Genomic DNA, 11,915 nt, shown 5'->3' with positions numbered 1-11,915 from the left:
GTCGCCGGGCGGTTACAGGCGTGACGCCGACAGGGTGATGTCGGCGTTGCGCCACGCCGCGGTGAACTGCTGCTCCGCGTCCGCCGCCTCGCGCGTCTTCTGCTGGGCCTCGAGGCTCCGCGCCAGGCCATACAGCGACCAGCCGTTGCCGGGGTTGCGCTTCAATTCCTCGCGGTAGACCTGTTCGGCGTCGCCCGCGCGCCCTGCCGCCAGCAGGATGGCGCCCAGCGAGTGGCGGACCGGCGCGTGCCAGCCCGGCGGCTCGTCGTACGGAATGCCGTCTTCGATCTTCACCGCTTCGCGCAGTGCTGCGATCGCCGCCTCGTGGTCGCCGCGCGCAGACGCGAGTTCCGCCGTGACGGTGCGCTCGGCGATCTTCGCCGCGTGCGTGAGCGGATACCGGTCCCACACCATCAACGTGTCCATCTTCGGATCGGCGGCGATCGGCCGCAGGGCCGCAAGATGGCGTTCGGCGTCGTCGAGCCGGGACTGGCGGATCGCCGCCATGCCCTGTGCGTAATGCCAGATCGCGGTGACGTAAGGCAGATCTTCCGCCGGGTTCTTGCCCGCGACGATCTCGTCCCAGCGACCGAACCGCACGCGCTCGAACCACGGCGTCATCCAGTAGTGCTGCAGGCCCGCGAAACCGGGCTGGCGCATCAGGTCCGGCAGGTCGGTGCGCTCGGCGGTTTTCCGCGCGGCGTCGCGCGCCAGTGCGCCGCTGCCTTCCATGCTGGCGGCGAACCACAGGAAATGATGGTTGTGCGGCACATAGCCCAGCGGATACACGCCCTGCGTATTGCCGCGGCAGACAGCGAGATAGGCATCGTCGGCCTCGACCGCGCGCTGATTGGCGATCACCGCGTCATGCCAGCGCCCTACCCGCGCATAGATATGCGCCGGCATGTGGACCAGGTGGCCCGATCCGGGAATCAGCTCGCGCAACCGGTCCGCGGCCGCGGCACCGCGCTCGGGGGCCGCCGAGGCTTCGACGGCATGGACATACAGGTGCAGCGCGCCGGCGTGGTCCGGATGCCGCGCCATCACCGATTCCAGCACCGACACGATATCCGCCGTGTGGCCCTTGGGACGCAGGTCGGCGTCGTAGTAATCCCAGGGTTGCAGGTCCATCATCGCTTCGGCGTGCAGGACTGCGGCGTCGGGATCCTCGGGCAACTGCCGCACCAGCGCACGGGTCGCTTCCGCGTAGGCTTCATCGAGCGCGCGGCGGTTCTCCGGAGGTTGCTCCGCATACCGTGCCGACAGGGCCGTGATGAAGGCCTGCTCGCGCGGCGGCGCCTTCGACGCCAGGGCGCGCGCACGCTGGAGGCGTTGCCAGGCGTCCGCGTTGTCGGCCGGATCCATCCCCGCGTTCACGTGCGGCCCCAGCACCAGCGATGCGCCCCACCAGCACATCGCGCAGTCGGGATCGAGCTCGGTCGCCTTCAGGAACGAGCGCTCCGCCGCGTCGTGGTTGAAGCCGTACGCCAGCATCAACCCCTGGTCGAACCAGCGCTGCACCTCGGGATGTTTCGATGTCACCGGGAAGCGGTAGTCGCCAAGACCCTCGAGCAGATGCGCGCCGACCAGTGCCATCTCCGGCGGAGAGACCGCCGCTTCGGGGGGTGCTGCAGGTTGCCTGCATCCGACGCAGGCGAGCGCCGCGATGCCGAACGACAAGGCCGCAAGGTGCCGGATGCCCATGACGATCTCCCGGTGAGGACATCCCCGCCAACGCGGCGGTGCATGCGCAGCGGCCTACCGCCGGTCGGCGCTGCCGGCGTCAGTCGGCCGGCAGCGCCTGCGTCATCACCCAGTCGTCCTTGGGATCGTCGCCGACGCGGAAGACCGAGCGGCCGACGATCTGGAAACCGTGCTTGCGGTAGAAGCGGATCGCCTGTTCCGACTCCTGCCAGACGTTGAGCCACACCGAGCGCGAATGGCGCAGACGCGCCGCCGCCAGCAGGTGGGTCACCAGCAGCGCCGCGATCCCTTTGCCGTGGAAGGCGGCGTCCAGGTAGATGCGACCCAGTTCCACCGCCGGCCGCAACGTCACCTCCGCCGGCGCCACGGTGCCCCAGCGCAGCTGCGCGAAGCCGGCCCAGGCGCCGTCCTGTTCGACGATCAGCGTCAGCGTGTCGGGGTCGCGGATCTCCTGCGCCTGCCGCGCCGGCGTGTAGACCTGGTCGAGAAAGGTGGCCACGTTCCCGGGCGTGCTGCAGTGGCCGTTGGCCGCCACGAAGGTGCGGCGCATCAGGTCGGACAGGGCGGCCGCCTCGGACAGGCGGGCGGGACGGATCGTGGTGCCGGAATTCATGCGGAAGTCGAGGAGGCTGGTCTGCTTTTCACACACAACGCAACGCGCGCCGTGCGCAGGTCAGCCACCCGCTCAGCGTGAGATGAGCCGGACGGCTCAGCGGCGCACGAACACCTCCGGTGGCGCCCGCACCGGACTGCGATCAGCGGCTACGTCGCCCCGCACCCCGAGTTGCGCGGAGAAATCGGAGAGCCTCGCCCATACATAGGGCTGCAGGTCATCGGGCGCAGGGTCGTACACCTGTCGCCACAGCGCGTCCATGAACACGTGCGGGTCTTCACGCAGCGCTCCGTGTTCGATGCGCTGTCCCGCGGCGGCCAGGACGGCCCGGATGTCGGCCAAGGAGTCCATGGAACGAGCCTAAGCCGCGCACATGCCCGATGTATGACATCGCGCGGGGATTTCCGACGGCCGGTCCATTTCTGTGAACCCCGTTACGGATGGAGGCCGGCAACGCCTGGCAACCCATCCACCTACACGTGTGAATGCCGCGCTGCGCCAGCCTCGCACGCCCGTTCATCCCGTTCACTGCGGCAGCGCCGCCTGCCCTGTTCCAAGAAACAGCCACAACATCGCGCGCCGGTAGCTTTCGCCGATCGTGGCCGCGTGGGTGCCGTCCTGCAGCGTCAGCAACGTGACCTGCCACGGGGCGTGCGACGACGGCGCGCTCCAGTGCGTCGTCCAGTCGCGGGCGATGCGCTGGCGCTCCACGGTGTCGCGTGTACCGCTGGCGACCGCCACGCGCAGGTCCGTACGTGCGTGCGACCGTGGGGGAACGAACAACTGCTCGCGTGCCGGACCCGGCGACGGATTGCTGGCGATGCGCCCCCAGAACAGGTCGGGATCCTGCACTGCCGACCACAGCACGAAATAGCCCGCGCGCGATTGCCCGACCAGCACGCGCCGCTGCGGATCCGCCGCATAACGCCGTTCGACCTCCGGCACCACCTGTCCGCGCAGGAAGGCGAGGAAGTCCGGTGCCCCGCCCTGCTCGGCGCTGGCGTCGCTGCCCGGCGCGGTGAAATCGATGTGGCGCTTGTTGATGGCCGGATCGAAGCCGCCATAGGCGATGCCGACGATGATCGCTTCCGGCAGGTGCTCGTCGTAGTGCAGGAACAGATGCGTCGGCGCGAGCAGCGGGAACAGGCTGTCGCCATCCAGCACGTACACCACCGGATAACGCGTGGCGGCCTTCGCGTCGTAGCCTTCGGGATAGCGCACGTAGAGATGGTGCACGCGGCCGGAGCTGCGGTCGGTCAGGGGGAAGTAATCGCCCTTCAATGCCGGCAGATGTTCCAGGGAAGCGGCACCTCGCGCCTCATGGTCGGCGGGTGACTGCGCCCTTGCCGGCATCGTCGCCGTTACCAGCAGCCAGCCGAGCAAAAGAATCATGCGGCGCATCATGCGGAGTCTCCTTGACTGAACGTTGCCCTGCCGTTCGGCGGCGGCTTCACGAGGGCATGATCGAGGGCATCTTAAGGTCGAACGCATCACCGGACCGCGTGGCGCGAGGAACAAGATGACGACGATCAGACTGCGGGCCACCGGCGCGAGCACCGGCTTCGATGCCTTGATGGCAGCGCTGGAGGGAATCGACGGCGTGGAACGCGTGGAGGAACTGGCGGACCTGATGCCCCATATGGACGACGACGATTCCAGCTCGGCCGGATTGCCGGACGATATCGGCGCCAGCGATGTGCACGCGCTGGAGATCGAGGTCGCCTCGCCCTACGCCGATACGGTGCGTGCCACCGCCGACGATGTCGGCGCACGCTACGGGCTGGTGCTCGAGTACGTCGACGATTTCTGAGCTGCCTTGGCCGGCCTCCACTACACCTCCGATGCGATGCCCGGCCTGCGCCGCCAGCGCCACGGGCGCGGCTTCGCCTACCGGGATGTACGCGGACGCAGCGTGCGGGATGCCGCCACGCTGGCGCGCATCCGGCAACTCGCCATCCCACCGGCCTATACCGACGTCTGGATCTGCGCCGATGCGCGCGGCCATCTCCAGGCCACCGGCCGCGACGCGCGGGGCCGGAAGCAGTACCGCTACCACGCGGCCTGGCAGGCGGAACGGGGGGCACGCAAATACGACCGCCTGATCGCGTTCGCCGAAGCGCTGCCGAGGCTGCGCCGCCAGGTGCGTGCCGACCTCGCCTTGCCCGGCTTTCCACGACAGAAGGTGGTGGCGCTGGTCGTCGCCCTTCTCGGGCATACCCTCCTGCGGGTCGGCAACGCCAGCTACCAGAAGGAAAACGGCTCGTACGGGCTCACCACGTTGCGCAACGTGCATGCGCACTTCGTCGCGACCGGCGAGGTGCGCTTCGCGTTCCGCGGCAAGGGGGGCAAGCCCTTGGAATCCCGCGTCAGCGACGCGCGGCTGGTCAAGCTCGTGCGCCAGTGCCGGCAGCTCCCCGGGCAGGCCCTGTTCCAGTACCGCGAACAGGGCAAGGTGCAGCGCATCACCTCCGGCGACGTCAACGACTACCTGCAGGCGCAGTTGCGGGGACCGTACACCGCCAAGGATTTCCGCACGCTGGGGGCCACGCTTTTCGCGTTCCGCACGCTTGCCGCCATTCCTCCGCCGGTCGGCGGCGATGCGCCATCACCGCAGGTGCGGCAGGCCGTCCTGCGTGGCGCCGCGGATCTGCTGGGCAACACCCCGCGCATCTGCGAGAAGAACTACGTGGATCCGCGTGTCTTCACGGGATGGGAAGCCGGCCAGCTCCAGCGCGCCGCACGCCATGCCAGCGGTCCGCGCCAGTGGGAAACCGCCGCGATCCGCTTCCTGCGGCGCGCGCAGCGCGGGTAAGCCGGCCATCGCGGCGAGCGCCGGAACGGCTGCCGGTCATCCGGCCCTCACGAGGTGCCCACCCGACACTTCATTGCGCCAGATAGAAGTCCATCGGAATCAGCTCGACCGCCCATCCCCCCGCTTCGCCGAGCGTGGCTGCAGGATGCAGGGACGCGATGCGCACCGCCTCCTCCGGATCGTCCGCCTCGATGATGAACAGGCCACCCACCACTTCCTTCGACTCGGTGTAGGGCCCATCGCTGACCTGCGTCCTGCCGTTGCTCGGGCGGAGCGTTCTCCAGCCTTCCAGGTCGCCCAGCGATGCCGCCACCAGCACTTTGCCGGTGGCGCGCATCTTCTCGTCGAGCGCAGGACATTGACTGACCAGCGCCTCCACGTCGTCCGGGCTCATCGCAGCGAATTTCGCGGGGGTGAAATAGGCGAGACCGAGATACTTCATCGGGGTTCCTTGGGTTGGGCTTGCATGGACGACGAGGCGGGCGGCGGGAAATCGACAGGCGCTCCGTCGAGGGCCGCTGCCGATGATGCCCGCGATCCGCCGGCGAGTCGCATCCAATGGCAGAACGCGCTGACCAGGCCGGTATACCCATGCCGCGTGGGCGCAGGCATGCCGTGCCTTCGCGGCGTTCACGCTGTGCGGCATGGCGCGACGCCGTGGCGGTAGTGGGCGGCCATACCGGTGGGTCTGAACGGCGATACCAACCGGTATTGCCCGACATGACGTGGCTGTTCGGCGCCCTGATCGCCTCGCATCGCCGTGCATATTCTCGCCTATGAACCGGGATACGACTGTCATCTTCCGGCGATACCAGTGCACATGACGGACGATACCGATCGGTATGTCGCGGCATATGCACGAGCATGACGCCACACATTGCCGCGTATGGCTCGCCACACCACGTCTCATGTCGCGCCATATCCGCTGGCATCACCGCCTGCAGGCGTGGACATCGCGCACCACGCGCCGGCGATGGGCGTGACGTGCAACGCGGACGCTCGGCAGCCCACCGGGCATCGCCATCGTCACCCCATTGTTGCCGCCCCCTGTCGGCTACACGGCAAAGACAACATCCGGCCCTTGAACCGGCATCGCCACTGCGCTGCCGCTGCAGAGTCAAATGATATCAATTATCATTTGCATATTCTGCCCCGAGGACCCACCCCCATGGCCCATGCGCCACGCCTTGCCCCAGCCCGCCGTACTTCCCTTGCGATCCATGTGTCGCTGCTGCTCGCCGCACCGGCGGCGTGGGCGCAAACCCAGGACGCCAACGCCGCGACCGAACTGGACAAGGTGGTCGTGGTCGGCGCGATGACGGACATGGAACTGGATCGCCAGGCCATCGAACGCACCCAGGCGGCGACGCTGGCCGACCTGTTCCGCGCCGTGCCGTCGGTGCAGGTCGGCGGCGGCGTGGGCATCGCGCAGAAGATCTACGTGCGCGGCCTGGAAGACTCCATGCTCAACGTCACCGTGGACGGCGCGCCGCAGCGCGGCACGCTGTTCCACCATGTCGGCCGCGTGTCGATCGAACCCGAACTGCTGGAGAGCGTCGACGTGCAGGCCGGCGCCGGTGAAGCGACCTCCGGCTTCGGCGCCATCGGCGGCGCGATCCGTTTCCGCACGCGCGATGCGACCGACCTGCTGCAGGAGGGCGAGAACGCCGGCGGCATCGTCAAGGCCGGCTGGGCCAGCAACGATGGCTACCGTGTCAGCACCACCGGTTTCGGCCGCCTGCACGGCGATATCGGCGTACTCGCCTCGTTCGTGCACGTGGACAGCGACGACTACCAGGATGGGGACGGCCGCACGCTGCGCGGCACCGGCGCGCGCCAGCGCCTGGGCTTCGTGAAGATCGGCGGCGACATCAACGAGACGCAACGCTTCACCGCCAGCTATGAAGTGCGCCGCGAGGACGGCGAGTTCGGCCAGCGCCCGAACTGGCCCGTGCGGGACGGCGACCGCCTGTTCCCGGTGGAAGGTGAGCGCCGCACCGGCGTGCTGAACTACGGCCACGCGGTGTCCGACGCGCTGGACCTGGAGGCGACTGCGTACTCGACCAGGACCGAATTCACCCAGGACCGCTACGATCGCTGGGGCCTGTACGGCGCCGACATCGACACCTGGGGCTTCGACCTGCGCGGTACGTGGCGCGGCGAGGCGCACCGGCTGGTGTTCGGTGTGGAACATCGCGACGACCAGGTCGCCAGCCGTTACCTCGCCCCTGCCGCACAGTGGCAGCCGTGGGCATGGGACCCGGCGATCGGCCGCTTCGTGGAGTCCGGCCAGGTGTGGGGCGTCTACGTGCAGGACCAGTGGCAGGCCACCGATGCGCTGCTGCTCAGCGCCGGTGCGCGCTACGACGCCTACGACGTGGACCTGGACACCTACGGCGGCGGCACCGACAGCGACCACGTCAGCGTCAACGCCGGCGCCAGCTACCGCATCAGCGATGCGTGGACCTTCAACCTTTCCTACGCCGAAGCGTTCCGCGGCAAGGAGATCGGCGACGCGTTCACGCTGGAACAGCGCCCCGGCCGCCTGACGCTCGCGCCCGGCCTGCAGCCGGAGACGGTGGACAACGCCGAGATCGGCCTGCAGTACGACAGCGGCGGGTTCAGTGCCTCGGCGGTGTATTACCGGATGACCATCGACGACGTGATCCTCGACCAGCTGGGCAGCGGCCCGGCGCCGCAGGGCGCGACCTACTACGAGAACGTCGGCCGCTTCCGCTCCGACGGCGTCGAGTTGCGCGCCGGCTACCGCAGCGGCGCGTTCGGCATCGACGGCTACTACAACCGCTACGACTCCAAGCTCAACGGCCACCGCATCGAGGGCTACGAGCACATCGCGCTGGGCAACTCGATGGGCGACAACTGGAACCTGACCCTGCGCTACGACCCCAGCACGCGTTTCGGCGTGCAAGCCAGCGTGACGCGCGTTGAAGACCTGGACAACATCGAGGTGCTGTTCCGCGAGGCCGAACTGGGCTGGATCGATGGCACCCGCCGCGTCGACAAGCCGGGCTACACGGTGGTCGACGTGTTCGCGCGCTGGCAGCCATTCGCCTCGCAGCGGTTCGACCTGTCGTTCGGCGTCTACAACCTGTTAGACCGCACCTACCGTTCGCACGCCAGCGTGGCCGACTACAGCGGCATTCCGGACTACGAGATCGTCTCCGGTCTCAACGAGCCGGGCCGCAACGTGCGTCTCAGCGCGTCGTACCGCTTCTGAGCATCACCGCGCCGCGCTTGCCGGAAGCCCGCGCGCAGCGCTGGCGTCCGGCGCTGCGCGTGTGGCACCGCTGGTTCGGGCTGGGCGCGACGGTGTGGCTGGTGCTGCTGTCGCTCAGCGGCTGCGTCATCGCGTACTACGACGAGCTGGACACCTGGCTCAATCCGGACCTGCGGCGCATCGAAACGATCCACGCGATACCGGCACGCGACATCCCGCTGGCGCACGCACTGGAACAAGCCCGTCTCGCCCTGCCCGGCTTCGAACCGCGGCAGGTGCACTTGCCCGAGGCGGGCGGCACGCTGTGGATGCTCGGCCGTGCCGATGGCGTCTCGATGCAGCTGTTCGCCGATCCGCGCGACGGCCGCGTGCTCGGCTGGCGCGAGAGCGGCAAGCTGGCACTGGACCGTCGCCACGTGATGGAAGTGTTCTACGGTCTGCACGTGGACCTGCTGCTGGGCGAGTGGATGACCACGCTGCTCGGCTTCGTGTCGCTGCTGTGGCTGATCGACCATGTGTTAGCGGTGGTGCTGGCTGTGCCGCGGCTGGCGCGCTGGCGAGAGGCCTTCCTGCTCGGTGGCGTGCCCGGCAGCGGGCGGCGCCGCTTCGACTGGCACCGCGCACCGGCGATGTGGGCGCTGCCGCTCACGCTGGTGCTGGCGCTGACCGGCGTGACGCTGGCGTGGCCGGATGCCAGCCGCGATGCGGTGCGGTGGCTGGGTCCGGTGAGCGAACGGCTGGACGATGACCTGCCGGACCGCGCCCCCGCGAGCTCCCCCATCAGCGTGGACCATGCCATCACGCTCGCCGCCGGCGACGCCCCTGTGCACAGCGTGCGCCTGCTTCCGCACAAGCAGGCTTTCGCCGTACGCACCTACGACGACCGCGATGTCGACGACCAGGGCCGCCTGTGGACGTACGTGTCGATGGAAGACGGCCGCCTGCTCGGCCAGCGCCACGATGTCGGCGACAGCGCCGGCGATACCTTCTTCGCGTGGCAGTACGCACTGCATTCCGGGAAGGCGTTCGGCATCGCGGGGCAGACGCTGGTCTTCCTGGGCGGCGTGGTGACGATCGCCTCGTGCACCACCGGCTTCGTACTGTGGCGACGCCGCCGCCGATAGCGCATCGCATGCACTGACGCGGATGCGGATGCGGACGCGCAATGTGCGGCTGCATCGCATCGAAGATGACAGCCGTGTAACATACGCGCCGCCAGCGAGCGTGAGCCAGCGAAGCCTCACCCTCAGCTCACTGGAGATCCCTTGATGAAATGCACTGCACTCGCTGCAGCGATTGCGCTCGTCCTGAGTTTTTCCGCCCCTGCCCGTGCGCAGGCCGAGGACACCGCGTGTGCCGATGCACTGGCGAAGGCGCGCGAAGCGTGTCGCGCCGACGACGATGCCGCGTGCATCACGCAACGCGTGCCCGCCGGCTGCCCATCCCCGTCCGCCTTCGCCACGAACGCGCCCAGCGAACTCGAGCGCATCACCGTGGTCGGCACGCGCTTCGGCATCGACGTGCAGAAGTATCCCGGTTCGGCCTCGGTGCTGGTGCCGGAAGACCTGGACGACCATGTCGACATCATCCAGGCACTGGCCAAAGTGCCCGGCGTGGACACCGGCAACGACAACGGCCGTGCGATCGGCCAGGGCTTCTCGATCCGCGGCTTCGGCCATGGCTCGGAGAGCCGCGTGATCCTGATGCAGGACGGCGTGCGCCGGTCGGCCAATCTGTTCGCCAACCAGGTGGCGGGCTTCAGCATGGACAGCGACCTGCTGAAGCAGGTCGACGTGGTGCGTGGCTCGTCCGGCATCACCTATGGCGGCGGCGCGATCGGCGGCGTGGTCGGCAGCACCACCAAGGATGCGACCGACTTCATCCTGCCCGGCCGCGACTGGGGCGTAGCGGCGAACTACCGCTTCGACTCCAACAACCAGTACCAGGCACATGCCGCGTTCGCCGCCGCGCCGCAGAACGGGCGCTTCGAACTGCTCGCGTTCGCCAAGTACGCCGAGCGCGGCGATCTGGAGCAGGTGGGCCGCATCACGGATGCCACCGGCACGCGCGACAACGTGGCCGACAACCACGAGGAGATCGACACCGTCTTCGTGAAGCTGGGCTGGAATATCGGCGAGGGCCACAAGCTGGCGCTGAGCCACTTCGATTACCGCATCGACGCGCGCACGGGCTGGAACAGCCTGTACCACGCCACCACCAGCCCGACCAACGGCGACGTGCTGGGCGAGCGCATCCAGAAGGACACGGTGTTGGCCTACACGTTGAACCCGGCGGGCAATCCATGGCTGGACCTGACCGCGCGCGCCTACCGCACCGAGGGCTTCTACGAGCGCGGCTACGAACGCGGCGTGGACCTCTACTACAAGAACCTGGACGAGCGCTGGGGGCTGAGCCTGCAGAACCTGATGCGGTTCGACACCGGCGCGGTGGGCCATCGCCTGCTGGTCGGCGCCGATTTCGAGAACCGCGAGGAGGACGGCATCTACCTCCTCAACGGCGTGCAGACCAGCTTCAACTCGATGCCGAACCGCTACCGCGACCTGGGCATCTTCCTGCAGCACGAGTCGCGCTGGTTCGGCGATCGCCTGGCAGTGCAGCTCGGCGGCCGTTATGACCGCTTCGACCGCGAAGTACAGAACGTGTCCGAGGACTACGACAACAACCGCTTCTCGCCGCGCGTCGGCGTGAGCTATGCGGTGACGGACGGCTTCACCCTGCTGGCGAACTATTCGGAGGCGTTCCGCGCGCCGACGCCGCACGAAACCTCCTCCGAAGGCCCGTTGAACATCTATTACTGGTACCAGCCGAATCCGGACCTGAAGTCGGAGACGTCGTCGGAGTACGAAGCGGGCTTCTCGTGGAGCCAGCACGGCCTGCTGGCCGACAACGATCGCTTCGATACCAAACTGATGTACTTCAATGGCCGCATCGACGACATGATCCGGCTGGTGGTCGACTACGGCTCGGTCTCGCCCGCCGACAGCGAGTACGTGCGCTACGAGAACGTCGATGGCGTGGACCGCGAGGGCTTCGAGCTGGAGATGTCGTACGACCGCGACCGTTGGGGCGGTTACTTCAGCTACGAGTCGCTGGACATGACCGACGTGGCCACCAGCCGCAAGAGCCCGTCCGCCTTCGCCGACCGCGCCCGACTGGGCCTGCGCTGGCGGCCGTACGCCGACGATTTCACTGTGTCGGCCGACGTGACGCACTGGCTCAAGCCCGACCAGGATCCGGAGACGCTGGTCTCGGCCGGAACCACCTACTGGTACGTGCGCGAGTCGTTCACCCAGACAAACGTGCAGATGCGCTGGCGGCCGACGACCTCGCATGTGCCGTTCCTGGACGGCAGCACGCAGTTCCTGGTCGGCATCAACAACGTGTTCAACCAGGAGCGCCTGACGGCTTCCAGCGTGGAAACCAGCACGCGCACCGGGCTGGGGCGGAATATCTACGTCAGCATCAGCAAGCAGTTCTGACGTCCGTACGCCTGCCGAAGCGGGTCCGCAGGTGATGCCTGCGGACCC

Annotated in this window: 10 protein-coding genes; 5 read left to right on the top strand and 5 right to left on the bottom strand. The window is 68.2% G+C overall.

Annotated features, from left to right (window positions below):
* Positions 1-12 precede the first annotated feature (12 nt).
* From ACSQ1W_RS04980 to ACSQ1W_RS04965, 4 genes are all read right to left on the bottom strand, one after another.
* Positions 13-1,704 carry a hypothetical protein gene (locus ACSQ1W_RS04980; protein ID WP_436041982.1) on the bottom strand — a complete coding sequence of 564 codons (1,692 nt, stop codon included), beginning with the start codon at positions 1,702-1,704 and terminating at the stop codon, positions 13-15.
* A gap of 79 nt (positions 1,705-1,783) precedes the next feature.
* The gene (locus ACSQ1W_RS04975; RefSeq protein ID WP_192268904.1) at positions 1,784-2,317 is read right to left on the bottom strand and encodes a GNAT family N-acetyltransferase; all 534 of its coding nucleotides are present in this window, start codon (positions 2,315-2,317) and stop codon (positions 1,784-1,786) included.
* Between the two features lie 96 nt (positions 2,318-2,413).
* Positions 2,414-2,668 (bottom strand): hypothetical protein, encoded by a 255-nt coding sequence (locus ACSQ1W_RS04970; RefSeq protein ID WP_436041980.1) that lies wholly within the window; start codon positions 2,666-2,668, stop codon positions 2,414-2,416.
* Between the two features lie 174 nt (positions 2,669-2,842).
* Positions 2,843-3,721 (bottom strand): alpha/beta hydrolase, encoded by an 879-nt coding sequence (locus ACSQ1W_RS04965; protein WP_436041978.1) that lies wholly within the window; start codon positions 3,719-3,721, stop codon positions 2,843-2,845.
* A 115-nt stretch (positions 3,722-3,836) separates the two neighbouring features.
* On the opposite strand from ACSQ1W_RS04965, the gene ACSQ1W_RS04960 reads away from it, so the two are divergent.
* Both ACSQ1W_RS04960 and ACSQ1W_RS04955 read left to right on the top strand, forming a co-directional pair.
* Complete coding sequence (locus tag ACSQ1W_RS04960) at positions 3,837-4,127, top strand: hypothetical protein (protein ID WP_436041976.1); 291 nt, start codon at positions 3,837-3,839, stop codon at positions 4,125-4,127.
* Between the two features lie 6 nt (positions 4,128-4,133).
* Positions 4,134-5,129 (top strand): DNA topoisomerase IB, encoded by a 996-nt coding sequence (locus ACSQ1W_RS04955; protein WP_436041974.1) that lies wholly within the window; start codon positions 4,134-4,136, stop codon positions 5,127-5,129.
* 70 nt (positions 5,130-5,199) lie between these two features.
* On the opposite strand, the gene ACSQ1W_RS04950 is transcribed toward ACSQ1W_RS04955, so the two are convergent.
* Positions 5,200-5,571: a YciI family protein gene (locus tag ACSQ1W_RS04950; RefSeq protein ID WP_436041973.1), complete on the bottom strand. Its 372-nt coding sequence runs from the start codon at positions 5,569-5,571 to the stop codon at positions 5,200-5,202.
* A gap of 726 nt (positions 5,572-6,297) precedes the next feature.
* Here ACSQ1W_RS04950 and ACSQ1W_RS04945 point away from each other — a divergent pair.
* The 3 genes from ACSQ1W_RS04945 (at position 6,298) to ACSQ1W_RS04935 (ending at position 11,867) form a co-directional block, all read left to right on the top strand.
* Positions 6,298-8,367: a TonB-dependent receptor gene (locus tag ACSQ1W_RS04945; protein ID WP_436041971.1), complete on the top strand. Its 2,070-nt coding sequence runs from the start codon at positions 6,298-6,300 to the stop codon at positions 8,365-8,367.
* A 17-nt stretch (positions 8,368-8,384) separates the two neighbouring features.
* Positions 8,385-9,491: a PepSY-associated TM helix domain-containing protein gene (locus tag ACSQ1W_RS04940; RefSeq protein ID WP_436041969.1), complete on the top strand. Its 1,107-nt coding sequence runs from the start codon at positions 8,385-8,387 to the stop codon at positions 9,489-9,491.
* 144 nt (positions 9,492-9,635) lie between these two features.
* Complete coding sequence (locus ACSQ1W_RS04935; protein WP_436041967.1) at positions 9,636-11,867, top strand: TonB-dependent receptor domain-containing protein; 2,232 nt, start codon at positions 9,636-9,638, stop codon at positions 11,865-11,867.
* The last annotated feature ends 48 nt before the right edge of the window (positions 11,868-11,915 follow it).

The organism is Pseudoxanthomonas sp. LjRoot143 (genome assembly GCF_964252945.1).
Classification (GTDB): domain Bacteria; phylum Pseudomonadota; class Gammaproteobacteria; order Xanthomonadales; family Xanthomonadaceae; genus Pseudoxanthomonas_A.
Note: the sequence above shows the minus strand (reverse complement) of the source record. Positions and strands in the feature narration are given on the sequence as shown.

Bases quoted from the DNA above. Each gene is read 5' to 3' on its own strand.
- ACSQ1W_RS04980 (WP_436041982.1), bottom strand. From the start codon at position 1,704: ATGGGCATCCGGCACCTTGCGGCCTTGTCGTTCGGCATCGCGGCGCTC.
- ACSQ1W_RS04975 (WP_192268904.1), bottom strand. From the start codon at position 2,317: ATGAATTCCGGCACCACGATCCGTCCCGCCCGCCTGTCCGAGGCGGCC.
- ACSQ1W_RS04970 (WP_436041980.1), bottom strand. From the start codon at position 2,668: ATGGACTCCTTGGCCGACATCCGGGCCGTCCTGGCCGCCGCGGGACAG.
- ACSQ1W_RS04965 (WP_436041978.1), bottom strand. From the start codon at position 3,721: ATGATGCGCCGCATGATTCTTTTGCTCGGCTGGCTGCTGGTAACGGCG.
- ACSQ1W_RS04960 (WP_436041976.1), top strand. From the start codon at position 3,837: ATGACGACGATCAGACTGCGGGCCACCGGCGCGAGCACCGGCTTCGAT.
- ACSQ1W_RS04950 (WP_436041973.1), bottom strand. From the start codon at position 5,571: ATGAAGTATCTCGGTCTCGCCTATTTCACCCCCGCGAAATTCGCTGCG.
- ACSQ1W_RS04945 (WP_436041971.1), top strand. From the start codon at position 6,298: ATGGCCCATGCGCCACGCCTTGCCCCAGCCCGCCGTACTTCCCTTGCG.
- ACSQ1W_RS04935 (WP_436041967.1), top strand. From the start codon at position 9,636: ATGAAATGCACTGCACTCGCTGCAGCGATTGCGCTCGTCCTGAGTTTT.